This window comes from Streptomyces monticola (assembly GCF_042665355.1).
Classification (GTDB): domain Bacteria; phylum Actinomycetota; class Actinomycetes; order Streptomycetales; family Streptomycetaceae; genus Streptomyces; species Streptomyces monticola.
Genome location: NZ_JBHTCF010000001.1, coordinates 305,773 through 329,874 on the forward strand (window position 1 = coordinate 305,773; position 24,102 = coordinate 329,874).

19 protein-coding genes and 1 pseudogene are annotated in these 24,102 nt (G+C 72.1%); 6 read left to right on the forward strand and 14 right to left on the reverse strand.

The annotated features are described in order from the left end of the window. Positions 1 to 38: 38 nt before the first annotated feature. From ACFQVC_RS01220 to ACFQVC_RS01240, 5 genes are all read right to left on the reverse strand, one after another. The gene (locus ACFQVC_RS01220; RefSeq protein ID WP_381825434.1) at positions 39 to 2,171 is read right to left on the reverse strand and encodes a 3-hydroxyacyl-CoA dehydrogenase NAD-binding domain-containing protein; all 2,133 of its coding nucleotides are present in this window, start codon (positions 2,169 to 2,171) and stop codon (positions 39 to 41) included. After that, complete coding sequence (locus ACFQVC_RS01225; protein WP_381825436.1) at positions 2,168 to 3,394, reverse strand: thiolase family protein; 1,227 nt, start codon at positions 3,392 to 3,394, stop codon at positions 2,168 to 2,170. The genes ACFQVC_RS01220 and ACFQVC_RS01225 overlap by 4 nt, the downstream gene beginning before the upstream one ends. A gap of 660 nt (positions 3,395 to 4,054) precedes the next feature. Next, entirely contained in the window at positions 4,055 to 5,347 is a 1,293-nt protein-coding gene (locus tag ACFQVC_RS01230; RefSeq protein WP_381825437.1) for an HRDC domain-containing protein, read from the reverse strand. A gap of 78 nt (positions 5,348 to 5,425) precedes the next feature. Beyond that, positions 5,426 to 6,088 carry a response regulator transcription factor gene (locus ACFQVC_RS01235; protein ID WP_128374800.1) on the reverse strand — a complete coding sequence of 221 codons (663 nt, stop codon included), beginning with the start codon at positions 6,086 to 6,088 and terminating at the stop codon, positions 5,426 to 5,428. A 314-nt stretch (positions 6,089 to 6,402) separates the two neighbouring features. Next, complete coding sequence (locus ACFQVC_RS01240; protein WP_381825438.1) at positions 6,403 to 7,062, reverse strand: DUF3000 domain-containing protein; 660 nt, start codon at positions 7,060 to 7,062, stop codon at positions 6,403 to 6,405. A gap of 91 nt (positions 7,063 to 7,153) precedes the next feature. Here ACFQVC_RS01240 and hemE point away from each other — a divergent pair, with 91 nt between their 5' ends. Both hemE and ACFQVC_RS01250 read left to right on the forward strand, forming a co-directional pair. Then, positions 7,154 to 8,242 carry a uroporphyrinogen decarboxylase gene (gene hemE / locus ACFQVC_RS01245; RefSeq protein ID WP_381825439.1) on the forward strand — a complete coding sequence of 363 codons (1,089 nt, stop codon included), beginning with the start codon at positions 7,154 to 7,156 and terminating at the stop codon, positions 8,240 to 8,242. A gap of 50 nt (positions 8,243 to 8,292) precedes the next feature. Then, positions 8,293 to 9,786: a hypothetical protein gene (locus tag ACFQVC_RS01250; RefSeq protein WP_381825441.1), complete on the forward strand. Its 1,494-nt coding sequence runs from the start codon at positions 8,293 to 8,295 to the stop codon at positions 9,784 to 9,786. Positions 9,787 to 9,863: 77 nt separating this feature from the next. Here the strand turns inward: ACFQVC_RS01250 and ACFQVC_RS01255 are convergent, their stop codons facing one another. Further along, positions 9,864 to 11,237, reverse strand: coding sequence for an FAD-dependent oxidoreductase (locus ACFQVC_RS01255; protein WP_381825443.1), 1,374 nt, complete (start codon positions 11,235 to 11,237; stop codon positions 9,864 to 9,866). A gap of 179 nt (positions 11,238 to 11,416) precedes the next feature. Between ACFQVC_RS01255 and ACFQVC_RS01260 the strand changes: the two genes are divergently transcribed. Further along, the gene (locus tag ACFQVC_RS01260; protein WP_381825445.1) at positions 11,417 to 12,259 is read left to right on the forward strand and encodes an SGNH/GDSL hydrolase family protein; all 843 of its coding nucleotides are present in this window, start codon (positions 11,417 to 11,419) and stop codon (positions 12,257 to 12,259) included. Beyond that, positions 12,250 to 13,542 carry an acyltransferase family protein gene (locus ACFQVC_RS01265; protein ID WP_381825447.1) on the forward strand — a complete coding sequence of 431 codons (1,293 nt, stop codon included), beginning with the start codon at positions 12,250 to 12,252 and terminating at the stop codon, positions 13,540 to 13,542. Before ACFQVC_RS01260 ends, ACFQVC_RS01265 begins: the two co-directional genes overlap by 10 nt. On the opposite strand, the gene ACFQVC_RS01270 is transcribed toward ACFQVC_RS01265, so the two are convergent. The 3 genes from ACFQVC_RS01270 to ACFQVC_RS01280 all read right to left on the reverse strand — a co-directional run bounded on the left by ACFQVC_RS01270 (position 13,526) and on the right by ACFQVC_RS01280 (position 16,153). Continuing rightward, positions 13,526 to 14,317: a LysM peptidoglycan-binding domain-containing protein gene (locus tag ACFQVC_RS01270; protein WP_381825449.1), complete on the reverse strand. Its 792-nt coding sequence runs from the start codon at positions 14,315 to 14,317 to the stop codon at positions 13,526 to 13,528. The genes ACFQVC_RS01265 and ACFQVC_RS01270 overlap by 17 nt on opposite strands. A gap of 11 nt (positions 14,318 to 14,328) precedes the next feature. Continuing rightward, a complete protein-coding gene (locus ACFQVC_RS01275) occupies positions 14,329 to 14,949 on the reverse strand; it encodes a peptidoglycan DD-metalloendopeptidase family protein (RefSeq protein ID WP_381825451.1) in 621 nt (206 codons plus the stop codon). A 205-nt stretch (positions 14,950 to 15,154) separates the two neighbouring features. Beyond that, positions 15,155 to 16,153, reverse strand: a complete 999-nt coding sequence (locus ACFQVC_RS01280) for a DUF4349 domain-containing protein (protein ID WP_381825453.1) — start codon at positions 16,151 to 16,153, stop codon at positions 15,155 to 15,157. Positions 16,154 to 16,295: 142 nt separating this feature from the next. Between ACFQVC_RS01280 and hemG the strand changes: the two are divergent. Continuing rightward, positions 16,296 to 17,811 (forward strand): annotated as a pseudogene (hemG, locus tag ACFQVC_RS01285) (protoporphyrinogen oxidase). Positions 17,812 to 17,815: 4 nt separating this feature from the next. Next, positions 17,816 to 18,535 carry a hydrogen peroxide-dependent heme synthase gene (hemQ, locus tag ACFQVC_RS01290; protein ID WP_381825455.1) on the forward strand — a complete coding sequence of 240 codons (720 nt, stop codon included), beginning with the start codon at positions 17,816 to 17,818 and terminating at the stop codon, positions 18,533 to 18,535. Between the two features lie 144 nt (positions 18,536 to 18,679). Here the strand turns inward: hemQ and ACFQVC_RS01295 are convergent, their stop codons facing one another. The 5 genes from ACFQVC_RS01295 to ACFQVC_RS01315 all read right to left on the reverse strand — a co-directional run bounded on the left by ACFQVC_RS01295 (position 18,680) and on the right by ACFQVC_RS01315 (position 24,102). Further along, complete coding sequence (locus tag ACFQVC_RS01295; protein WP_381825457.1) at positions 18,680 to 19,243, reverse strand: hypothetical protein; 564 nt, start codon at positions 19,241 to 19,243, stop codon at positions 18,680 to 18,682. 198 nt (positions 19,244 to 19,441) lie between these two features. Continuing rightward, positions 19,442 to 21,043: an alpha/beta hydrolase gene (locus ACFQVC_RS01300; RefSeq protein ID WP_381825459.1), complete on the reverse strand. Its 1,602-nt coding sequence runs from the start codon at positions 21,041 to 21,043 to the stop codon at positions 19,442 to 19,444. A gap of 151 nt (positions 21,044 to 21,194) precedes the next feature. Further along, on the reverse strand, positions 21,195 to 21,998 hold the full coding sequence (locus ACFQVC_RS01305; protein ID WP_381825461.1) for a TIGR04222 domain-containing membrane protein: 804 nt from the start codon (positions 21,996 to 21,998) through the stop codon (positions 21,195 to 21,197). A gap of 175 nt (positions 21,999 to 22,173) precedes the next feature. Next, positions 22,174 to 22,920, reverse strand: coding sequence for a DUF4142 domain-containing protein (locus ACFQVC_RS01310; RefSeq protein ID WP_381825463.1), 747 nt, complete (start codon positions 22,918 to 22,920; stop codon positions 22,174 to 22,176). A 126-nt stretch (positions 22,921 to 23,046) separates the two neighbouring features. Next, positions 23,047 to 24,102, reverse strand: coding sequence for a TIGR04222 domain-containing membrane protein (locus ACFQVC_RS01315; protein ID WP_381825465.1), 1,056 nt, complete (start codon positions 24,100 to 24,102; stop codon positions 23,047 to 23,049).

Genomic DNA, 24,102 nt, shown 5'->3' on the forward strand with positions numbered 1-24,102 from the left:
GTGCGGCCCGCCCGTGTTCAGCGATCGACGACCTCAGGTCACGCGGGGACCGACGCCACACCCTGCTCCAGGAACCGCTTCCCGTTCACCCGCTCCGACACACCCTCACGGTCCAGGTACGGCGTGATGCCGCCCAGGTGGAAGGGCCAGCCGGCGCCCGTGATCAGACAGAGGTCGATGTCCTGGGCCTCGGCGACGACGCCCTCGGCGAGCATCAGGCCGATCTCCTGGGCGACGGCGTCGAGTACGCGGTCGCGCACCTGCTCCTCCGTCAGGACGGAGTCGCCCTGCTTCAGGAGCGCCGCGACCTCGGGGTCGAGCTCCGGCTTGCCGCTGTCGTAGACGTAGAAGCCGCGCTTGCCGGCGTCGACGACGGCCTTCAGGTTCGGGGACACCGTGAAGCGCTCGGGGAACGCGCCGTGCAGGGTCTCCGAGACGTGCAGGCCGATGGCCGGGCCCACCAGTTCGAGCAGGACCAGCGGGGACATCGGCAGGCCGAGCGGCTCGACGGCCTTCTCGGCGACGGCGACCGGGGTGCCCTCGTCGATGACGTTCTGGATCTCGCCCATGAAGCGTGTGAGGATCCGGTTCACGACGAACGCCGGGGCGTCCTTGACGAGAACGGCCGTCTTCTTCAGCTTCTTGGCGACCCCGAAGGCCGTGGCCAGGGACGCGTCGTCGGTCTGCTCGCCCCGGACGATCTCCAGGAGCGGAAGCACCGCCACCGGGTTGAAGAAGTGGAAACCGACGACCCGCTCGGGGTGCTTGAGCTTCGACGCCATCTCCGACACGGAGAGCGACGAGGTGTTCGTGGCGAGGATCGCGTGCGCGGGGGCCACGGCCTCCACCTCGGCGAACACCTGCTGCTTGACGCCGATCTCCTCGAAGACGGCCTCGATGATGAAGTCCGCGTCAGCGAAGCCCTCGGCCTTGTCCAGGACACCGGTCACCAGGGCCTTGAGGCGGTTGGCCTTGTCCTGGTTGATACGGCCCTTGCCGAGCAGCTTCTCGATCTCGGCGTGGACATAGCCGACGCCCTTGTCGACGCGCTCCTGGTCGATGTCGGTCAGGACGACCGGGACCTCGAGGCGGCGCAGGAAGAGCAGGGCGAGCTGCGAGGCCATCAGGCCCGCGCCGACCACGCCGACCTTGGTGACCGGACGCGCGAGGTCCTTGCTCGGCGCACCCGCGGGGCGCTTGCCGCGCTTCTGCACCAGGTTGAACGCGTAGATGCCGGAGCGCAGTTCACCGCCCATGATCAGGTCGGCGAGGGCCTGGTCCTCGGCGTCGAAGCCGGCCTGCAGGTCACCGCTCTTGGCGGCCTCGATGATGTCGAGGGCGCGGTAGGCGGCCGGGGCCGCGCCGTGCACCTTGCCGTCGGCGATGAAGCGGCCCTTGGCCACGGCCTGGTCCCAGGCCTCGCCGCGGTCCACCTCGGGGCGCTCGACCTTGACGTCGCCCTTGAGGACGTTCGCCGTCCACAGCAGCGACTGCTCGAGGAAGTCGGCGCCCTCGAAGATCGCGTCGGCGATGCCGAGCTCGAAGACCTGCTTGCCCTTCAACTGGCGGTTCTGGTTGAGGGAGTTCTCGATGATGACCGAGACGGCCTTCTCCGCGCCGATCAGGTTCGGCAGCAGCGCGCAGCCGCCCCAGCCGGGGACGAGACCGAGGAAGACCTCGGGCAGCGAGAACGCCGGGATCGCCTTGGAGACGGTGCGGTACGTGCAGTGCAGACCGACCTCGACACCGCCGCCCATGGCCGCGCCGTTGTAGTACGCGAAGGTCGGCACCGCGAGGCCCGACAGGCGCTTGAAGACGTCGTGGCCGCCCTTGCCGATGGCCAGCGCGTCGTCGTGCGCCTTGAGCAGCTCGACGCCCTTGAGGTCGGCGCCGACGGCGAAGATGAACGGCTTGCCGGTGATGCCGACACCGACGATGCCGCCCTCGGCCGCCTCCTTCTCGACCTGGTCGACCGCGGCGTTCAGATTCGCGAGCGACTGCGGGCCGAAGGTGGTCGGCTTGGTGTGGTCCAGGCCGTTGTCCAGGGTGATCAGCGCGAACGTGCCCGCGTCGTACGGCAGATCGAGGTGACGTACGTGCGCCTGGGTGACGACCTCGTCGGGGAACAGCTCGGCCGCGCCCTTCAGGAGCTCAGCGGTGGTGGTGCTCACTTGTCGCCTCCGGCGTCCTTGTGGTGCGGGTTCTCCCAGATGACCGTGGCGCCCATGCCGAAGCCGACGCACATGGTGGTGAGGCCGTAACGGACCTCCGGCTGCTCCTCGAACTGCCGGGCCAGCTGCGTCATCAGGCGGACACCGGAGGAGGCGAGGGGGTGGCCGAACGCGATGGCGCCGCCGTACTGGTTCACCCGCGCGTCGTCGTCCGCGATGCCGTAGTGCTCAAGGAAGGCGAGCACCTGTACGGCGAAGGCCTCGTTGACCTCGAAGAGACCGATGTCGTCGATCGACAGGCCGGCCTTGGCGAGGGCCTTCTCGGTGGCCGGGATCGGGCCGTAACCCATGACCTCGGGCTCGACGCCGGCGAAGGAGTACGACACGAGCCGCATCTTGACCGGCAGGTTGTTCTCGCGGGCGAAGTCCTCGGACGCGATGAGCGAGGCGGTCGCACCGTCGTTGAGACCGGCCGCGTTACCGGCGGTGACGCGGCCGTGGGTACGGAACGGCGTCTTGAGCCCGGCGAGGTTCTCCAGGGTGGTCCCGGGCCGCATCGGCTCGTCGGCGGTGGCGAGGCCCCAACCGGTCTCACCGGCCTCTTCGTTCGTCCGGCGGACGGAGATCGGCACGAGGTCGGCCTGGATCTTGCCGTTGGCGTACGCCTTGGCGGCCTTCTCCTGCGAGCGCACGGCGTACTCGTCGGCACGCTGCTTGGTGATGCTCGGGTAGCGGTCGTGCAGGTTCTCGGCGGTCATGCCCATGAACAGGGCCGACTCGTCGACGAGCTTCTCGCTCACGAACCGCGGATTGGGGTCGACGCCCTCGCCCATCGGGTGGCGGCCCATGTGCTCGACGCCACCGGCGACGGCGATGTCGTACGCACCGAAGGCGACGCTGCCCGCGACCGAGGTCACGGCGGTCAGGGCGCCGGCGCACATACGGTCGATGGAGTACCCGGGTACGGACTGCGGCAGGCCGGCGAGGATGCCCGCCGTGCGGCCGATGGTCAGGCCCTGGTCGCCGATCTGGGTGGTCGCGGCGATGGCGACTTCGTCGATCTTGGCGGGGTCGAGGTCCGGGTTGCGGCGCAGCAGCTCCCGGATGGCCTTGACGACCAGGTCATCGGCACGGGTCTCGTGGTAGATGCCCTTCGGGCCCGCTTTGCCGAACGGGGTGCGGACGCCGTCGACGAAGACGACGTCCCTGACGGTACGAGGCACGATGGCTCTCCTCCAGGGGTGCGGGATCGCTGCCGCTGGGCGTGCTCCGGCGGCTACCCGAGCCATGCTACTTGTCGGTAACCAAGTGGAACAGGCCCCCCGGCCGGAGCGTCGAACGTCACACTTGATCGCCCCGCCCAATAGCTCCCCGCACCGGCCCCCAGGGCACCCCGAGCCCCTGCCCCAGGGCACCCCGAGCCCCTGCCCCAGGGCGCCTCTGCCTCGGGCGTCCGCCCCGTCCCCCGCGGCATCCCGCACTCGCCCCCAGGGCACCTCTGCCCTGGGCCCCTGCACTCGCTCCCAGGGTGGCTCTGCAAGCGTCCAAGGGTGCGCCCAGCCCCCGCCCCCCCCGGTGCCTGCACCCGCCTGAACGGCACCCTGAATCGCCCTCCGGGCTCGTCCTCAAACGCCGGACGGGCTGGTAGTGCCTCCGCCGGGCCGGCTGGGTGCCTCCGCCGGGCGGGCCGGGAGTTCATCCACCGGGCGCGCTGGAAGGTCGACCGCCAGGCGCGCTGGAAGTTCGACCACCGGGCGCGCTGGGGCGGCCTCCGCCCACGGGCCCCGCCCCCAGGCCTCAAGCCCACGGGCCTTCGCCCAAGGGCCACAGCCCTCCAGCCCACACGGGCCCCGGCCCTCAGCCCAAGGCCGCAGCCCTCAGCCTCAGCCCTGGGCCGTCGCCGTGAGGGCCGCCACCAGTACCGGTGTCACCTGCTCGACCTGCCACGGACGGGCTCCGTGTTCCGTGAGGACCGTGGCGACCGATTCCGCGGACGCCGGTGTCGGCGGCTCCCAGCAGAGGCGTCGCACGGTGTCGGGGGCGATCAGGTTCTCCTGCGGCATGTTCAGCTGCTCCGCGAGCGCCGAGACCGCCGTCCGCGACGCGGACAGACGGGCCGCGGCCGCCGGGTCACGGTCCGCCCAGGAGCGTGGCGGGGGCGGGCCCGTCAACTGCTGGCCCTGCTGCGGGAGTTCCGTGTCCGGCAGTGCCTTGGCCCGGTCCACGGCCGCCTGCCACTGCTCCAGCTGACGCTGGCCCATGCGGTGCCCGAAGCCGTTCAGGGACCGCAGCGCGTGCACGTTGGGCGGCAGCGCGAGGGCCGCCTCCACGATCGCCGCGTCGCCGAGCACCTTGCCGGGGGAGACGTCGCGGCGCTGCGCGACCCGGTCACGGGCGGTCCACAGTTCGCGTACGACCGCCATCTGCCGGCGCCGGCGCACCTTGTGCATACCGGAGGTGCGCCGCCAGGGGTCCTTGCGCGGCGGCGGGGGCGGGGCGGAGGCGATGGCGTCGAACTCCTGGTGCGCCCACTCCAGCTTGCCCTGCCGGTCCAGCTCCTTCTCCAGGCTGTCGCGCAGGTCGACAAGGAGTTCCACGTCGAGTGCGGCATAGCGCAGCCAGGGCTCGGGCAGCGGCCGGGTCGACCAGTCGACGGCGGAGTGCCCCTTCTCCAGGACGTAGCCGAGTACGGACTCGACCATCGCCCCCAGGCCCACCCGCGGGAAACCGGCGAGGCGCCCGGCGAGCTCGGTGTCGAAGATCCGGGCCGGAATCATGCCTATTTCACGCAGGCACGGCAGATCCTGCGTGGCCGCGTGCAGAACCCATTCGGCGTCACCGATCGCGGCGCCGAGGCCCGACAGATCGGGGCAGGCGACCGGGTCGATCAGGGCGCTCCCGGCGCCTTCGCGGCGCAGCTGCACGAGATAGGCGCGCTGTCCGTAGCGATAACCGGAGGCGCGCTCGGCGTCCACGGCGACGGGCCCGGTGCCGGCGGCGAACGCGGCAACCACCCCGGCGAGGGAGTCCTCGTCCGCGATCACGTCCGGAATGCCCTCGCGGGGCTCGAGCAGAGGGGTGGGCTCCCCTTCGGGGGCTGCGACGCCTTCGTCCGGAGGGGCGCCTCCGGTGGTTCGCAGTGGTCTGTCTTCTGCGGTCTCTTGGGCGTCGGTCACCTGTCAAGGGTATCTGTGTATGCACAGCGCCCGTCGACGGAACGTTCCGTCGACGGGCGCGGCAGTGGTGTAAATCGGTCAGTGGATGATTCCGGTGCGCAGCGCGACGGCTACCATCCCGGCGCGGTCACCCGTGCCGAGCTTGCGTGCGATCCGGGCCAGGTGGCTCTTGACGGTCAGTGCGGACAGGCCCATCGAGACGCCGATGGCCTTGTTGGACTGGCCCTCCGCGACCAGTCGCAGGACTTCCACCTCACGGCCCGACAGCTCGCGGTAACCGCCCGGGTGGCTCGGGGCGCCCGGGGGGCGGCGGTGCATACGGGCCGCGGCGGCGCCGATGGGGGCGGCGCCGGGACGGGTGGGCAGGCCCACGTTGGTTCGGGTGCCGGTGACGACATAGCCCTTGACTCCGCCCGCGAGGGCGTTGCGCACGGCGCCGATGTCGTCGGCTGCGGAGAGGGCCAGGCCGTTGGGCCAGCCCGCGGCACGGGTTTCGGACAGGAGGGTCAGGCCCGATCCGTCGGGGAGGTGCACATCGGCGACGCAGATGTCGCGCGGGTTGCCGATGCGGGGACGGGCCTCGGCGATGGAGGATGCTTCGATGACGTCGCGTACGCCGAGCGCCCAGAGGTGGCGGGTGACGGTGGAACGGACGCGCGGGTCGGCCACGACGACCATGGCGGTCGGCTTGTTCGGGCGGTAGGCGACCAGGCTTGCGGGCTGCTCGAGGAGAACGGACACCAGGCCTCCTGGGGGGTGGCGGGACGGGGCCGGCTCGGGGATCTGGCCGGGACGAACCGTGATTTCAAGGTCACAGACGTCTTCGGCAGCAAACCTGTCGGCCTTTAGCGAATGATCACGATTTGGTGACCCATAATTCGGGCAATTCAGACACGTGATCGATCATCCGAAGATCGAACCGAGTCCACCACCGGTCAATACGGGATCGGCCGCCGGTCAACCCCGGTCCCGTATTGCCCCCGAACGAAGCGCCCCGTGCACCGAAAGGTGACGGGGCGCGACGGGGCGGGAGGGGAAAGGCGGGAGTCGCGGGCTCAGGTCGGCTGCGGGCCGCGGCGCTGCGGCAGCGACACCACGGAGGCGTCCGTCGGACCGCTCGGCGGCAGGCCCGCGACCTGGCACAGGAGATCGCACCAGGCGGCGAGATGGGCCGCCGTGTCCGGCACGCCGCCCATGCCCTCGCGCGGGGTCCAGGACGCGCGGATCTCGATCTGCGACGCGGGCGGGCGCTCGCCCAGGCCCCCGAAGTAGTGCGAGCCGGCCCGGGTGACGGTGCCGCTCGGCTCGCCGTACGACAGGCCGCGGCCCTGCAGCGCGCCGGTCAGCCAGGACCAGCACACCTCGGGGAGCAGCGGATCGGCGGCCATCTCGGGCTCGAGTTCCGCGCGCACCAGCGTCACCAGGCGGAACGTGCCCTGCCAGGCGTCGTGGCCCGCCGGATCGTGCAGGAGGACCAGACGGCCGTCCGCGAGATCCTCGTCGCCGTCGACGACCGCGGCCTCCAGGGCGTACGCGTAGGGGGCGAGCCGCTTCGGCGCGCGGGTCGGATCGAGCTCGATCTCCGGCCGCAGGCGGGCCGTCCGCAGTGCCTCCACGGCCGTGCGGAACGGGAGCGGAACATCCTCGGCCGCATTCCCCTCCGTACCGTCCATCCCGTCAATACCCTCCGACAGTCGTCCCTGAGCCGCAGCCATGCGGGGAAGGTTAAGGGGAAGCGGGCGTTCGCGCAGGGAGAGACACCCGGTCCCGGCCGGGCACTTCGCGCCACGTGCGAGACTTTCCGACGTGAGTGCCAACGACAGCCCCGCGGGCCAGCAGCCGACCCAGACCACGACCGTCAATGAAGCGGTCAAGGATTCAGCCTTCCTCAAGGCGTGCAGGCGCGAGCCCGTGCCGCACACCCCGGTCTGGTTCATGCGGCAGGCGGGACGCTCGCTGCCCGAGTACCGCAAGGTGCGCGAGGGCACCACCATGCTCGACTCGTGCATGCGGCCCGACCTGGTCACCGAGATCACGCTGCAGCCGGTGCGCCGGCACAACGTGGACGCGGCGATCTACTTCAGCGACATCGTCGTACCGCTCAAGGCCATCGGTATCGACCTGGACATCAAGCCCGGTGTCGGGCCGGTCGTCGAGCAGCCGATCCGTACGCGCGCCGACCTGGAGCGGCTGCGCAAGCTCACGCCCGAGGACGTCTCGTACGTCACCGAGGCCATCGGCCTGCTGACGCGAGAGCTCGGCCCGACCCCGCTGATCGGCTTCGCGGGCGCGCCCTTCACGCTCGCCAGCTATCTCGTCGAGGGCGGCCCGAGCCGCAACCACGAGCACACCAAGGCGCTCATGTACGGCGACCCGCAGCTGTGGGCCGACCTGCTCGACCGGCTCTCCGACATCACCGCCGCCTTCCTCAAGGTGCAGATCGAGGCCGGTGCCTCCGCGGTGCAGCTCTTCGACTCGTGGGTCGGCGCCCTGTCGCCCGCCGACTACCTGCGCGCCGTCATGCCCGCCTCCAAGAAGGTCTTCGACGCCGTGGCCCCTTACGGCGTGCCGCGGATCCACTTCGGTGTCGGCACCGGTGAACTGCTCGGCCTCCTCGGTGAGGCCGGCGCCGATGTCGTGGGTGTTGACTGGCGCGTCCCGCTCGACGAGGCCGCCCGCCGTGTCGGCCCCGGCAAGGCGCTGCAGGGCAACCTCGACCCGGCCGTCCTCTTCTCCACCCAGGACGCGGTCGAGGCCAAGACGGACGAGGTCCTCGCCGCCGCCAACGGCCTGGAGGGACATATCTTCAACCTCGGCCACGGCGTCCTTCCGACCACCGAACCGGACGCCCTGACCCGGCTCGTGGACTACGTACACACGCGTACTTCGGGCTGAGTGCGCGTCAGCAGCGGAACCTTCCGTGGCCCGTCGGGCGTCGTACGGGCATGATCGTCATCGCTGATGCCCGCGCCGCCGAGCTGTACGAAGCCTGGAGCCGGGTCCGTGCCGATACCGACCCCGCGTCGGCCGAGCCCCTCATACAGGACTGTGTGCGCCGTCTCGCCGCCGATCCCGGCGGAGAGGCGGCGCACGTGTGGGTGGCCGGGCTCGTGGAGATGGCCGGGTATCTCGCCTGGCGGCCGCGGGAGGAGACCCGGCGGGCGGCCGTCGCCGCGCTTCTCGACGCCGCCGCGGCCCTGGACTCGGGCGACTGCGGGCACGAGCGGCATCCGTACGAGGAGGAGCTCGGCACCCTCGACGAGTTCGAGGAGTGCCTTCCCGGCGGTGCGTATCTCCTGGGGGACACCGCCGAACGGCCGCGGCAGGAAGCCGACTTGTGCCCCCGCAACGTCGCCGGGACCGCACGCGTCACCGCCGATGTCGTGGCGCCCTTCTGTGCGCCCGGGATACCCGCGGTGGTGCCGGAGGAGCACACCTCGGAGGTGGACAGCCTCCTGGACTTCCTGCACGACTACCCGAGCATGGAGCCAGGACCCACCATCGAGTCCAACGCCTGGGGCCTGCCCGACCGCCCCAGCCGCGGAGCGCTCGCCGGATTCATCCTCACGCAGCACGTCAGCTGCTGGTACGTGATCTACCGGATCACCGAACGGCCGGTCTTCGACGCCATGATCGAGGGCCTGGAGCAGGCGGCGGCGCTGCTCGGCGACACGCAGTCGTGCCCGCACACGGACGGCGGGCACCCGGGCCCCGAGGGGCGCTCCTACGAGACGGACGCGGAGCTCGCCTTCCAGCTGCGCAGCCCCGGCGGGCGCGCCAGGGCGAGGGAAGGGCTCGGGGACGAGGGGCCGATGGAAGCGTGGGTGTGCCCGCGCTTTCTGCGCGAGCTCGCCGACGAGGCCCTCGGTGAACTGCACACCGCGTACACCTCGTTGTTCGGCGTGCGCGACACCAGTGGGCTCGACGCCCTGTACGTACGGCCCGAAGGGGGCCTGGACATCGGGAAGCTGACGCAGACCGTCGCGGACGGCGACGGTGACGTGGCCGAGCAGAACGCCGGCCTGTGGGCCGCCAGACGGCACGCGGACGCCGTGGATCCGCATGAACGGCTCGTGCTGCTGCACCTCGCGATGTGGTGCGCCGCGTCCCTCGACCTGCCGTACGGCCCCGGGCGCGAGGTCCGTGAGCTGCTGCGGTCCGTCGACCAGGAACCCCTCGACCGGGAGTGCCCGCACGGGACCGACGGACATCCGGACGCCGATCTGCGCGAGAGCTGGAACACCCGGGAGTTCAAGGCGCACCTCGACCACCTGTACGCGCCGGGGGAGTTCACGGCGCCCCGCGGGGCGTATCCCGCCGAGGTGTGGGCCTGTCCCCGGCTGCTCGCGGCGTGGGCGCAGGGCCCCGTCATCGAGATGGACGAGGCGTACCAGGACATGGATCAGGAGGACGGGGACGAGCACTCCACGCTGCTCTGACCGACGCCTCCGAGGTGTTCCCCGCGCCCACGGAACGCCTCAGTAATTGGCCGGAAATGATCGCTGGGAAGCGGCGGTCAGCCCCCCTTGCGTACCGCCGCCACCGCCTTGCGCGCCGCCACGAGGACCGGGTCCCACACCGGGGAGAACGGCGGGGCGTAGCCCAGGTCGAGTGCGGTCATCTGCTCGACCGTCATACGGGTGGTCAGGGCGACCGCGGCGATGTCGACGCGCTTGCCCGCGCCTTCGCGGCCGACGATCTGGACGCCGAGGAGACGGCCCGTGCGGCGCTCGGCGAGCATCTTCACGGTCATCACGGCCGCGCCCGGGTAGTAGCCGGCGCGGCTGGTGGACTCGATGGTGACCGTCTCGTACTGCAGGCCCGCCGCCTGCGCGTCCTTCTCACGCAGACCGGTGCGGGCGATCTCCAGGTCGCAGACCTTGCTGACCGCCGTGCCGACGACACCCGGGAACGTGCCGTAGTCGCCGCCCACGCCCGAACCGATGATCTGGCCGTGCTTGTTGGCGTGCGTGCCGAGCGCGATATGGCGTTCGCGGCCCGACACCAGGTCGAGGACCTCCACGCAGTCGCCGCCCGCCCAGATGTTCTCGTGGCCGCGCACCCGCATCGCCAAGTCCGTGAGCAGGCCGCCGTGTTGGCCGAGCGGGAGGCCCGCCGCCCTCGCCAGCTCCGTCTCCGGCCGGACGCCGACACCGAGGACCACGACGTCCGCCGGGTACTCGGCGTTCTCCGTGGCGACCGCGCGCACCCTGCCGTCCTCGCCTGTGAGGATCTTGGTGACCTCGGCGTCGTTGACCATCTCCATGCCGAGGCCGGTCATCGCGTCGTTCACCATGCGGCCCATGTCGGGGTCGAGCGTCGACATCGGCTGGGCGCCGCGGTTGACGACCGTGACGGTGTAACCGCGCTTGCACAGCGCCTCCGCCATCTCCACGCCGATATAGCCCGCGCCGACCACGACCGCCCGCTCGCCGCGGGTCGCCTCAAGGGTGTCGAGGAGGGCCTGGCCGTCGTCGAGGGTCTGCACGCCGTGCACCCCGGGGGCGTCGATCCCGGGCAGCGGCGGGCGGATCGGGCGGGCGCCGGTGGCGATGACGAGCTTGTCGTACGCCGTCCAGGACTCCTCGCCCGACTCCAGGTCACGGGCCCGGACGCGGCGGCCCTCCACATCGAGTTCCGTGACCTCGGTGCGCATCCGCAGATCGATGTCGCGGGCCCGGTGCTCCTCGGGGGAGCGGGCGATCAGCTCGTCGCGCCCGGCCACGTCGCCGCCCACCCAGTACGGGATGCCGCAGGCCGAGAACGAGGTGAAGTGCCCCCGCTCGAAGGCGACGATCTCCAGCTCGTCCGGGCCCTTCAGCCGGCGTGCCTGGGACGCGGCCGACATGCCCGCCGCGTCACCGCCGATGACCACCAGTCGCTCACTCATACCCACACGCTACGACGGCCGCGCGCCGTCGGCGGTCACTTGCCGGTCACTGCGGCCCGAGCCGTATCCCGAGCGTCCTGTACGCGGCTCATGACGGCCCTTCTCCCGGTCCATGAGGAGACGGTGACAGGGGCCGTTCCAGGGCGGTTCCGGCCGGGACGGCGTGTTTTCTCGAAGGCATGCACATCGACATCAGCACCCCACGTACAGCTTCCTTCTTCTCTTCTCGCCTCTCTTCTTGCAGGCGGCCCGCGCGGACCGTCGCCGTCGTCCTGACCGCGGGCGCCGCCGCGCTCGCCCTCACGGCCTGCGGTGGTCCGGCGGGCAAGGGCGACCAGGCGGGCACGGACGGGGCCGGTGCGGACAAGGGGCTGAAGCTCCTCTGGGTCGGCGACTCGATCGCCGAGAGCGAGGCGCCCGCGCTCGGCGCCGCGCTGAAGGCCGGCGGTGCTCAGTTCAAGTCCATGGCGGCCGCGGGCGGCGGCACCGTCGTCAGCGGGAAGCCGCCCCTCGACGAGCTTTCCAAGTCCACCTGGGACGAACTCCCGGGAAACATACGGTCGTTCAAGCCGGACGTCATCGCGTACCAGATCACCACCTACGACTGGGGCACCCCCGAGGAGCAGAAGAAGTCCTACGAGCGCCTTGCGGACCTCGCCGCACGCGAAGGTGCGCAGCTCGTGATCGTGACCGCCCCGCCCTTCAAGATCGACGAGTTCTACAAGCCGAACGAGGGCGCCATCAAGACCGCCCCGAAGTCCGCCCGGGAAGTCGCGGAGAAGCACCCCGGCAAGGTCCGCTTCCTCGACGCCGCCGCCCTGTGGGGCACCGACGCCACCGCGGACAAGGCGCTGCGCAGCCAGGACGGCATCCACTCCTGCCAGCAGGGCGCGGCCGCCTTCGCCAAGTGGTTCGGCGGCAAGCTGGGCGAGCAGTTCCCGTTCACGCCGGCCGCACCGCAGGAGTGGGCCAAGGGCTCCTGGACCGGGGACAAGAAGTACGCGGAACTGAAGTGCAGTTGACGGCCACGGGGCGGACGGGCGGGGAGGGAGACGCGGCCGCGCGGGGGCGGACAGCAGCGCGAGGTCGGGCGACGGACGCGCACATCGCGCCCCTGGACGGGCTGCGCGGCCTCGCCGTCCTTGCCGTGCTGTTCTTCCACGCGGGGCACTTCGGCGGCGGCTTCCTCGGCGTCGACCTGTTCTTCGTCCTGTCCGGGTTCCTGATCACCGGTCTGCTGCTCAAGGAGGCCGCGGGCCCGCGCGGCCGTATCGATCTCATCGCCTTCTGGGGGCGGCGGGCGCGCCGGCTGCTGCCCGCGTTCGCCGTGCTCGTCGCGGGAACCCTCGGCCTCGTATGGGCCTTCGGCTCACCGGACCTGCTCGCCTTCGCCCTCGACGACACCCCGTGGGTCCTCGGCCAGAGCGTCAACTGGCATTACATCGCCGGGCAGGTGGGCTACTGGAACGACGGCGGCACGCATGTCTTCAGCCATCTGTGGAGCATCGCCGTCGAGTGGCAGTTCTACCTGGTGTGGCCGGTGGCGGTCGCGCTGCTCGCCCGTGGCCGGCGCGCGGGCGGGCGCGTCGCCCTCGTCGCCGGGTGCGGTGCCCTGGTCTCGCTCGGACTGATGGTCGCCCTGGTCCAGGGCGTGGACACGACGCGGGTCTACGAAGGCACCGACACGCGCGCGTTCTCCCTGCTGCTCGGCTCCCTCGCCGCCACCGGTCCTGTACGCCGTCTCGTCGCCCGCACCGGCAGGGGCGCGGCCGACCTGCTCGTCGCGGCACTGGTGTGCGGACTCGCGGTGTCCTGGTTCCTCGTGGACGGGCCGGGGGAGCGATTTCTGTTCCAGGGCGGCCTGTTCGTGCACGCGCTGGCCGCGGCGCTGCTCATCGCGCTGCTCGCGCACGCTCCCGGCGGACGGGCCGGGCGGCTGCTCGGCAGTGCCGCCCCGCGGTGGCTCGGGCTTGTCTCGTACAGCCTCTATCTGTGGCACTGGCCCGTCTATCTGCTGCTTTCCGAGGAGTTCCTGCGCTTCGGCGGGTGGACCCGGACCGCGGTGATCATGACGGTGTCGCTCGCGGCGGCCATTCTCTCGAAGGCGCTCGTGGAGGATCCGGTGCGGTTCCGGGGCGGGCGCTGGACGAGGGGACGCACGGGGCTCGCCGTGCTCGTCGGCGCGGCGGTCGTCCTTGTCGGTGTGTGGGCCCTGATACCCCGTCCCGACCTGGGCGCGGGCTCGGTCGACCTGACCGAACTCATGGGCCTCGCGGGCCCCGTGCAGCTCACCCGGGAAGTCTGATCCGCTGCCCCGGCGTCAGCTTGTCCGGGTCCTTGATCGCCGGGTTCAGCTTGCGCAGCGCGTCCGTCGTGGTGCCGTACGCCTCGGCGATCCAGCCCAGGGTGTCGCCCTCGCGGACGGTGAACTCCGGTGCGGTGTCGGCGGGTTGGGTCGGTGCGGCGGACGCGGGGGACTCCAGGCGGGCCGCGACGGCCGTGCGCACCGCGGCCATCGTGATGCCGGGGCCCTTCGGGTCGATCTTGCCGACCTGCCACTCGGAGTGGCCGATCACCGAAGTGTCGCCGGTCGTGCCCCAGCCGTGTGCCCGGCACAGGGCGGCCGATGCGCGCACGATCGCGTCGACCTGGGCGGCGGGCCAGGGGTCCTTGCCGTCGCCCATGTTCTCGCACTCGAAACCGTAGAAGTGCCGGTTGCCGTCGGTCTTGTTCTCCTGGTTCTTCGGCAGCTTCGCCTCGCCGATCACCGCGACGAGGACCGCCGGGTCGCCGAGGCCCGCGTGGTTGGCGCGGCCGTGGCCGATCAGATGGACCGTGCCGTCCTTGGCGATGACGGCGTGGCACAGCGGGCCCGGCAGATCGCCGTGGCCGTCGGTGCACAGCTTGACGGTGGGCTCGGTGCCACGGGTCACGGTGTGATGGATCATCACGCCGTTCACCGGGCCCCACTTGCCCTTGTGATCGCGGTTGCGGGTGCGCCAGCCGTCGCGTTCGACGACCTTGACGCCCTCGGCCTTGAGCGCGGCGAGGAGGGCGTCGGGGGAGAGGGGATCGGCCACGTCAACCGCCGCTATTTGTTGGGGAGTTTGAGCTTCTGGCCGACCGTGATCAGGTTCGGGTTGGCGATGCCGTTGAGCGCGGCGATCTCCGGGTAGCGGGAGGCGCTGCCGAGCTTGGCCTGGGCGATCCCGCCGAGGGTGTCGCCCGCGCGGACCGTGTAGGTGGCCGGGGCCTTCTTCGGCGCGGTCTTGCGGGGGGCCGCCTTCTTCGCGGTGGACTTCTTGGCCCTGCTCACCCCGTGCCCTGCCAGATAGGCCATGGGATCGGTGTGGCCGTTGTAGTGGTTGGCGTTGCGGGCCTCGAAGTGCAGATGCGGCCCGGTGACATTGCCGGTGGCGCCCGACAGGCCGATGCGCTGGCCGCCCGAGATGTGCTGGCCGACTCCGACCTCGATCTTGCTGAGGTGGGCGTAGAGCGTGAACTTGCCGTCGGTCATCTTGATGATCACGCAGTTCCCGTAGGCGCCCTGGTCCCCGGCGACCACGACGGAGCCGGGCCCCACGGCGGTCACGGCGGTCCCGGTCGGCACCCCGAAGTCGACGCCGGTGTGAAAACCGGCGGCCCAGGATCCGGGCTTCTTGTACGCGGCGGTGACCCTCCCCTTGGCCACCGGCATGCTCCAGGTGTTCATGGCTTCCAGACTTCCGCCGCCGGCGGCCGCTCGCATCCCGGGGCGTCCGGCGCCCCGCTCGCAGCGCACCGTGGCCGCCGAGGCGGGAGGCGGGGATGCCTGCCGGCAACGGCGGCAGGTGCCCCGCCTCTCCCCGTACAGGGCCGAACGGGTGACTCTTCGGTCCTCGCCTCAGGCCTGCCTCAGCCCTCGCCTCAGCCCTGCCTCAGGCCTCTCCGCCCTCCCGGACAGGGGGTGTGACCTGGCCGTCCGGCAGGGCGGGTGTCCGGCGCGGGAAGCGCGGACGAAGGAGGCGCCACAGCAGGGCGAGGACCGCGAGGACCGCGGCGAACGGCAGGACCGCGCCCAGGGCGACGGCGATCCAGCGCAGCACGGTGACGAAGGCGTTCCAGCCGCCCACGACGGCGTCGACGAAGCCCGGTCCTTCGTCGTCCTCGTCCTTCGGCGCCGCGGTCTCGGAGAGCACGAGCGTGATGGTCGCGAGGCTCGTGCGGTCCTTCAGGGACGCCTGCTGGGCGAGCAGCGACTCCAGCTCCGCCTGACGGGTGCTCAACTCCCCTTCCAGGGTGACCACATCGCTCAGTTTCGTGGCCCGGTCCATCAGCTCCCGCACCCGGGCGACGCTGGCCCGCTGCGACTTGACGCGGCTCTCGACGTCCACGACCTGCTCGGTGACGTCCTGCGCCTTGACGTTGCGCTCGATGAGCTTTCCGGTGCCCTCAAGGGCGTTCAGGACCTCCGCGTACTGCGCCTGCGGGACCCGGAGGACGACCCGGGAGCGCTCATGTCCCCTGCCGTCGCTGTCCGTTGTCTCGTTGCCGACGATGCCGCCCGCGTCCTCGGCCGCCGTGCGGGCCGCGTCCAGGGCCTTGGGCACATTCTTGACGCGGACGGTGAGCGAGGCGGTGCGGATGATGTGGGCGCCGGTGAGCTTGGGTGGCTTCTTGGCGGCGGCGCTGCCGGAACCGGAGCCGGAACCGGAGTCCGAGCCCGCGCCCGAGCCCGGGCCCGCGGCGTGGTCCTCCGGTTGCGCGGCGCCCCCGCCCTTCTCCTGCCGTCCCGCCGCGGCCTTGTCGTCGCCGCCGCTCCCCGCGCCGTCGGCGCCGCCCGCGCAGCCCGTCGCGGCGAGGGCCACGGCCAGCAGGCAGGCCGACAGGAACCGGACGGTGCGGTGCGTGGCCGCACCCGTACTGTTTGCGCGCATCGTGAGCTACCCCCGAGTGCCGTGGTGAATGGTGACCCTTCGACGCCCGGGGTGCGCGAAAGGTTTGGTGCCGCCCGGTCCCGAAGCGGTCACGGTCGGGACTCGGAAAGGGGTACGCGAACGCATCTGAGAGGCTGGGGGCATGCGCGAAACGGACACCCCTTCGGGTACTGACCAGGCACATGTCGTCGTCATCGGAGGGGGGATCAGCGGTCTGGCCGCCGCCCACCGGCTGCTCTCCGCCGGCGCGCGCGTCACCCTGACAGAGGCCTCGGACCGGCTCGGCGGCAAGCTGCACGCCGGTGAGATCGAGGGCGTACGCGTGGACCTGGGCGCCGAGTCGATGCTCGCCCGGCGCCCCGAAGCGGTCGCGCTCGCCCGCGAGGCGGGCCTCGCCGACGCACTGCAGCCGCCCGCCACCGCGAGCGCCGCCCTGTGGAACCGCGGTGCGCTGACCCCCATGCCCAAGGGCCACGTCATGGGCGTGCCCGGTGACGCCGCGGTGCTCGCCGGGGTGCTCTCCGCCGAGGGACTGCGCCGGGTCGAGGCCGAGCGCGAGCTGCCGCCCGCCGAGCTCGGCGAGGACATCGCGGTCGGTGCGTACGTGGCGGCCAGGGTCGGCCGCGAGGTCGTCGACCGCCTGGTGGAGCCCCTGCTCGGCGGCGTCTACGCCGGGGACGCGTACCGCCTGTCGATGCGGATGGCGGTGCCCCAGCTCTTCGAGGCCGCCAGGACCCATGCCTCGCTCCTGGAGGGCGTACGCGAGATCCAGGCCCGCGCGGCCCGTAACCAGCAGACCGGGCCGGTGTTCATGGGCATCGAGGGCGGCATCGGCCGGCTGCCGCTCGCGGTCGCCGATTCGGTGCGCTCGCGGGGCGCCGAGATCCTCCTGAACCATCGGGTGCGGGCAGTGCGCAGGACCGGCGACGGCTGGCGGGTGCAGGCCGGGGACCGGGATCTCCGGGCCGACGCCGTGGTCCTCGCCGTCCCGGCGCCGCAGGCCGCCCGCCTCCTCGACACGGACGCACCGGGCGCCGCCGCCGAGCTGCGCACCGTCGAGTACGCCTCGATGGCCCTGATGACACTCGCGTACCGCCGCAGCGACGTGCGGCTGCCCGAGGGCAGCGGCTTTCTCGTGCCGCCCGTGGACGGGCACACCATCAAGGCGTCCACGTTCGCGTCGCAGAAGTGGGGCTGGATCGCCGACGAGGACCCGGAGTTGATCGTCCTTCGCACCTCGGTGGGCCGGTACGGCGAGGAGGCGGTCCTGGAGCGTGCCGACGAGGAGCTCGTCGACGTGTCGAGGAACGATCTGCGCGCGGCCGTCGGGCTGATCGCCGAGCCCGTCGCCACCCGTGTCACGCGCTGGCACGAGGGCCTGCCCCAGTACCCCGTCGGGCACCACGCGCGCGTGGCGCGGATCCGGGAGCACACCGGCAAGCTGCCGGGGCTCGCGGTGTGCGGAGCGGCGTACGACGGCGTCGGCATCCCGGCCTGCATCGCGAGCGCGTACGCGGCCGTGGACCAGCTGGGGGGTGACGGGCGTGGGCAGGGGCGGCCCGAAGGGCCTCGATGAGGGGCGGTGGTCGGGAGACGGGCGGGCGGATCAGCTCAGCGTGAACCCGGTGCAGAGTCTGCACGGCGGCGCGGGAGAATAGCGGCATGAGTGACGACGCCCCCGCCAAGACTCCCAACGCCGGCAAGAAGGCCAAGGACCTCAACGAGGTCATCCGCTACACACTGTGGTCGGTCTTCAAGCTCAAGGACGTGCTCCCCGAGGACCGCGCAGGCTACGCCGACGAGGTCCAGGAGCTGTTCGACCAGCTCGCCGCCAAGGACATCACCGTCCGCGGCACCTACGACGTCTCCGGTCTGCGCGCCGACGCCGACGTCATGATCTGGTGGCACGCGGAGACCTCGGACGAGCTGCAGGAGGCGTACAACCTCTTCCGCCGCACCAAGCTGGGCCGCGCCCTGGAGCCGGTCTGGTCGAACATGGCGCTGCACCGGCCCGCCGAGTTCAACAAGTCGCACATCCCGGCGTTCCTCGCCGACGAGACGCCCCGCAACTACGTCTCGGTGTACCCCTTCGTGCGCTCCTACGACTGGTACCTGCTGCCCGACGAGGACCGCCGCCGCATGCTCAAGGACCACGGCATGATGGCCCGCGGCTTCCCCGACGTGCGCGCCAACACCGTCGCCTCGTTCTCGCTCGGTGACTACGAGTGGCTCCTGGCCTTCGAGGCCGACGAGCTGTACCGCATCGTGGACCTCATGCGGCACCTGCGTGCCTCCGAGGCGCGGATGCACGTGCGCGAAGAGGTGCCGTTCTTCACCGGGCGCCGCAAGAGCGTGGCCGACCTGGTGGCCGGCCTCGCCTGAGCCTGCGTCACGGCCGTCTTCACGGCCGTCGTCCCGGCTGTCTTCACGGCCGTCGTCCCGGCTGTCTTCACGGCCGTCCTGAGCGGTGCGCCTCCATGTGGTTTCTTACGCGGAGGCACACCGCTCACGGCTGTGCGGCTACGGTCAGCCGAGCCCGGGGATCTTGGGGATCGGCAGCTCCGGCATCTTGATGGGCGGCTTGCCCTGGCCGCCGAGCTTGGTCAGGTCGAGCGGCTTGAGCAGGGCGTTGATGGACGCCACCAGGCCGCCGGACGTCAGGACGTTCTGGGCCGAGCCGACGACACCGGAGACCGCGACGGCGATGTCGGCGAGGTCGCCCGCACCGGCGGCCTTGACCAGCGCGTCGACCTGCACCTTGAGGCCGTCGAGGGCCTTGTCGAGCAGCGGGTTGTCGCCGGGCGCCGGGGCCGAGGCGAACGCGTCCGAGAACGCCGCGCGGTAGCCGCGGGTGTCGACGGGGGCGGACTGCTCGGCGGCCACGGCCAGCGAGTCGGCGGTGACGAGAACCGAGCGGAGCAGCTCCTCGTAGGCCTGCCGGTCCTGGGCGGACAGGGCTGCGGCGGCGGACGCTTCGGCCGCCGGGGCCTTGGCGGGGGCGGCCGCGGACGCGGTACCCGCGACACCCAGTGTCACGGCGCCCGCGAGGACGGCGCCGATGAGCGCAGTGGCGGTTCTGTGCTGGAACATGTCGTTCCCTTTCGCGTGGAGTGATGAGGAACGGGCCGGCCCTTGGCCACAGCCTGTAATTGCTCCTCACTGTCCGCAACCGGATGGGGCCGTCTGTGCTGCCCCGCACGGGAGCGGGCACGGCGAAGGGCCGCGGCCACCGGATGGCCGCGGCCCTTCGCCGCACTCCAACTGCCGCCGTATCACCGGCGGTTGGGATCAGGGCGCCGTCGGCATCTTGGCCGCCCGCTGTTCCGCGCCCAGTGGCTTCGGCTGGGGCTCGGGGTGCGGGGCGCAGGCCGCCCGGCGGACCGGCGTGCGGCCCTCCAGGAGGTAGGCCTCCATGTGGCCGTTGATGCAGGGGTTGGCGCCGCCGCCGATCCCGTGGGTGCCCGCCTCACGCTCGGTCACCAGGGCGGAGCCCGGCAGCCTGCGGTGCAGCTCGACGGAGCCCTGGTAGGGGGTCGCCGCGTCCCGCTCGGCCGCCAGGATCAGGGTGGGCGGCAGGGCACCGGGCTCGGTGCGGACGTCGACGGGCTTCTGCCGGGGCGCGGGCCAGTAGGCACACGGCAGGTTCATCCAGGCGTTGTCCCAGGTCTCGAACGGCGCCACGCGCGCGAGGCGGGAGTTGTCGCGGTCCCAGACCTTGAAGTCGCTTGGCCAGGAGTCGGAGTCGTTGCACTCGACCGCCGTGTAGACGGCGTTGCCGTTCTCCTCCTCGACGGCGGCCTCCGGCTTCGGCGCGGCCTGCTCGATCAGCGGCTTGTGGTCGCCCTTCAGATAGGCCGACAGGGCGGCGGCCCGCTGCGGCCAGTAGTCGTCGTAGTACCCGGCCTGCAGATACGCGGCCTGCAGTTGCGCCGGTCCGACCTTGCGGCCCGCGGGCTTGTGCGCCAGCTCGGCCCGTACCTTCTCGTAGCTGTCGAGCACCTCGGCGGGCGTCTTGCCCAGGTGGTACGTCTTGTCGTGCTTGGCGACCCAGGCGCGGAAGTCGGCCCAGCGGCGCTCGAAGGCGAGGGACTGGTCGAGGTTGTTGCGGTACCAGATCTGCTTCGGGTCGGGGTTGACCGCCGAGTCGAAGACCATGCGCCGTACATGCGTCGGGAAGAGCGTCGCGTAGATCGCGCCGAAGTAGGTGCCGTAGGAGGCACCCATGAAGTTCAGCTTCTTCTCGCCGAGCGCGGCGCGCAGGACGTCCAGGTCGCGGGCGTTGTTGAGGCTCGTGTAGTGGCGCAGCGCACCGCGGGCGCCCCGGGCGCAGCCCCGTGCGTAGGCCTTCGCCCGTGCGATGCGCTCCTGCTTGTACGAGGCGTCCGGGTGGCTCGGCGCCAGCGTCGGCGCCTTGGTGAACTGCTCCGGGTCCTGGCAGGACAGCGGCGCCGAACGGCCCACGCCGCGCGGCGCATAGCCGACGAAGTCATAGGCCTGTGCGACGCGCTTCCACTCCGGCAGGGTGGCGGCCATCGGCCAGAACATGCCGGACGCCCCGGGCCCGCCGGGGTTGAAGACGAACGCCCCTTGCCGCTCGGCCGGCTTGCCCTTGGCCTTGACCCGGCTCACGGTCAGCTTGATCTGCTTGCCGTCGGGATGGGCGTAGTCGATCGGTACGAGCACGGAGGCGCACTCGACGGGCGGCGGCAGGGCCTCGTCGCCCGAGCACGGCGCCCAGTCGAGGCCGGCGGCAGCGGCCCGCTTCGCGGCGACGGCGGAGCCCCCCGCCTCGGCCGGCTGCGGCGGGGCGGGAGCGCTGCCCGCCGGTGCGGCGACGAGGGCGGTCAGGACCAGTGATCCGGCGAATCCATGGAGGAGTGGCGCTCTCATCGCGCTTCGGCATCCCTTCGGGCGGCGGCAGTCGGCTGCGGGCGGCCGGGCAGAAATCGGCGGCAGGCGGCTGCAGTAAGTGGCTGCAGAACAAAAGGGATACTTCGGCGGGCAGTTGGCGAAGTAAAGCACCAGTGCCCCGGGTGTCGGGCTATTGACCCTGATGAGCCGTTCCCGTACCGGGCTTGCCGTGTGCGAACGCCGCCCGCAGACCGGCGTCGGGCAGGGCGTGCACCCCGCGTACCGCCACCGCGGTCAGCAGCTCCCGCTCGCTCCTGCCGGTGCCGGGGTCGAGGGCGCCGAGCAGCCGCTGTCCCGCGGGCGAGGCCCAGCGTGTGTAGGGGTGGATCTCGATGCGGGCGATGGCGAGTGAGCCCAGGGTCAGGACGAGGGGCAGTGCGAACCAGGCCACGACCGGTGCCGCACCGCCCTCCTCCTCCGGGTGCAGCAGCAGGGCCGCCACGCCCAGGGCGACGACCGCGAGCGCCGCCGCCTTGACCTGCTGTATCGCCCCGGCGACCCCCGCACGGCCCGCGTCGGGCACGGCCAGGCCCGCCGCGGCGAGGCGCTCGGCGAGGGAGCGCACCGTGCCGGCGGCGGCCGCGGCCGCGCGTACGGGGGCGATCCGCTCCTGGCCGCCGGGGCCGATCGCACCGATCACCGAGCGCTCCATGTCGTCCCGGCCCTCCGGGTCCACCACGGTGGCCCAGCCGGTGTGCGCGAGCAGCAGCCGTCCCGCGCGGGCCATCGACACCAGGGTCAGATCGGCGACCCGGCGCGGCCCGCCGGACAGGAACGCGGCCTCGTACAGCGTCAGCTCGCGCCGCGCCTCGGCCCGCATCTCGGCGGCAGGGCTCGCCGTGGCCCGGACGGCCGCCCGGCACAGGCGGGCGCAGGCGAGGCCGGCGAAGGCCCAGGCCGGCACGAGGAACAGGAGGAAGAGGAGCCAGGACATGGCGGAGTTTGTATGCGAAGGCGAGGAGTTCGCGCCATGGGCTGTTCACGATGCGGACGCGCGGTGGCGGTCGGTCGTGTCCGGACCGGTCGTGTGCGGGTGGGTCGGTGCGGGCCGGTCGTGTGCAGCCGTCCGGTCCTTGCCGGTCCCGTCCGTTCGGTCAGCTCCGGTTCGGTCAGCTCCGGGTCGGTCGTGGGCGGGACACCGGTGGCGGCAGCGGGAACGTGGGGGACGGAGCGACCGTGACGGGCGGGCTCGGGGAGCTCGTCGGGCCGGCTGGTGCGGGGGAGTTCGAGGGCGGGCGCGGCCCGGTCGTCGCCGCGTCGGCGGCCACCGCGTCGAAGTCGACGAGCCCGGTGGCCTCCAGGACGGAGATGTGGTCGAGGACGGTGGTGTTCGCGTCGTCGGCGAGCTGCCGCACCAGGGAGTTGCGGGTGGTGGCGCGGACCTGGGCGACCACCGAGAACACCCGCCCGTGGGCGAGGCGCAGGATGTTCGCGAACTTCTCGTCGTACGCGTCGCCGCGTGCCGCGCTCAACTCATCCAGCCAGCCGCTCTGTTGGGCGTTCGGCTGGTTGGGCAGCTCAAGCGAGAGCTGGGCGCCGACCTCGCGTACCCGGGCGTCGAGGAAGGTGTGGCCCTCGACCAGGTGGTCGCCGGCGGTTCTGACGGCCTCGGCGGTGCCGCGCTCCTGGGCCTGCTGGCCGGCGGGCAGCTCCCAGAGTCCGGCCAGGCGGACCTTGGTGACGAAGTCCCGGTCAAGGGCGGACAGCGGTCCGAATCTGGTCGACACCGTCTGTGCGTCGAGGGTGTCGAGGCCGGTGCCCGAGCGGTCCGCGTAGGACCAGACGGGGAAGAGCAGGGCGGCCAGGGTGGCGGTGAGTCCGAGGACGATCAGTCCGGTGCCGGTGAGGGTTCGCATGGTGCCTCCTGTTGCGGCACCGCACGCTAGTAGGCCCCGGATCCGGCCCTCGGCCCAACGCCGGAGAGTACGCCAACTTGCGTACGCCGAAGCGGCATTGGGCGGGGCGGACGTGCCGCCGTCGGTCTAGGAGCCGCCGCCTCCGCAGCCGCCTCCGCCGCCTCCGCCCCCGCCGCCTCCGCCCCCGCCGCCTCCGCAGCTGGAACCGCCCCCGCCGCCCCCGCCGCAGCTGGAGCCGCCGCCTCCGCCGCCCCCGTCACCGGACGACCCGCCGCCGGAGGAGCCGCAGCTCGACCCGCCGCACGACGACCCGCCGCACGAGGAGCCTCCGCCGCCCGAGCCGCCGCCGCACCAGGTCACCGCCGCGCCGCCGGCGAACAGGATGCCCGGGTCCTGGTACGCGGAGGACGACGACCGCGCCGCCTGGCTGCTCGCCCGGATCCGGCTCGCCGTCGTCAACTGGTCGCGCAGCGACGGGTCGGGGGCCGAACGTGGGCCCTCCGTCGCCACCAGGTATGTGGGGTCCGTCCTGTCGCCCATGACCGTGTAGTGGCGCAGCGCCTCCCGGCCCGCGCGCGTCAGGCGGGTGCCCGCCTTGCCCGCGCAGGCGAAGCCGATGACGGCGCCGCCCACGATGGCCGGGAACACCTGGAAGACGAACGGCACCTGGAAGTCGGAGGAATCCATGAACTGCACCACGGTCAGGACGATGGCCAGCGGGAACGCGATACAGCTGAGCGTGGCCTGCGTCATGGCCCAGGAGCGCAGTGGCCGCAGTTCCCGGGGCCGCACGAGCAGTCGGCGTGCGGCGAGCCCGTCGCCCACCGCCTGCACGGCCGGGGAGCGCATCACGCCGATCCGCAGCCAGTGCAGGGCGCCGCTGGGGGCGGTGGCATGGGTGTCGAAGACGGCCTGTTCCACCGGGTGCCGGGCCATCGCCCCGTCCCGGACGCCGACCACGCCGGGCCAGGCGACGAAGAGCCGGCCGTCGCTGTGCAGGGCGGTGAGGACGGTGTCGGCCACCCGCCCCGGGCCGCCGGAGAGGAAAGCGGCCTCCAGGTGGTCGTGCACGTAGGCGCCCGCGGCCGGGCCGGCGGACCGGGCCCGGCGCACGGCGGTGATGAGGGCCACGGAGGAGCCGGCCAGGACCACGTAGTAGAAGAACGCCACGAAGGTGATCAT

Coding starts and splice junctions, on each gene's coding strand:
- ACFQVC_RS01310 (WP_381825463.1), bottom strand. CDS start 22,920: ATGCGAACCCTCACCGGCACCGGACTGATCGTCCTCGGACTCACCGCC.
- ACFQVC_RS01295 (WP_381825457.1), bottom strand. CDS start 19,243: ATGTTCCAGCACAGAACCGCCACTGCGCTCATCGGCGCCGTCCTCGCG.
- ACFQVC_RS01300 (WP_381825459.1), bottom strand. CDS start 21,043: ATGAGAGCGCCACTCCTCCATGGATTCGCCGGATCACTGGTCCTGACC.
- hemQ (WP_381825455.1), top strand. CDS start 17,816: ATGAGTGACGACGCCCCCGCCAAGACTCCCAACGCCGGCAAGAAGGCC.
- ACFQVC_RS01250 (WP_381825441.1), top strand. CDS start 8,293: ATGATCGTCATCGCTGATGCCCGCGCCGCCGAGCTGTACGAAGCCTGG.
- ACFQVC_RS01260 (WP_381825445.1), top strand. CDS start 11,417: ATGCACATCGACATCAGCACCCCACGTACAGCTTCCTTCTTCTCTTCT.
- ACFQVC_RS01315 (WP_381825465.1), bottom strand. CDS start 24,102: ATGATCACCTTCGTGGCGTTCTTCTACTACGTGGTCCTGGCCGGCTCC.
- ACFQVC_RS01255 (WP_381825443.1), bottom strand. CDS start 11,237: ATGAGTGAGCGACTGGTGGTCATCGGCGGTGACGCGGCGGGCATGTCG.
- ACFQVC_RS01305 (WP_381825461.1), bottom strand. CDS start 21,998: ATGTCCTGGCTCCTCTTCCTCCTGTTCCTCGTGCCGGCCTGGGCCTTC.
- ACFQVC_RS01240 (WP_381825438.1), bottom strand. CDS start 7,062: ATGGCTGCGGCTCAGGGACGACTGTCGGAGGGTATTGACGGGATGGAC.
- ACFQVC_RS01275 (WP_381825451.1), bottom strand. CDS start 14,949: ATGAACACCTGGAGCATGCCGGTGGCCAAGGGGAGGGTCACCGCCGCG.
- ACFQVC_RS01280 (WP_381825453.1), bottom strand. CDS start 16,153: ATGCGCGCAAACAGTACGGGTGCGGCCACGCACCGCACCGTCCGGTTC.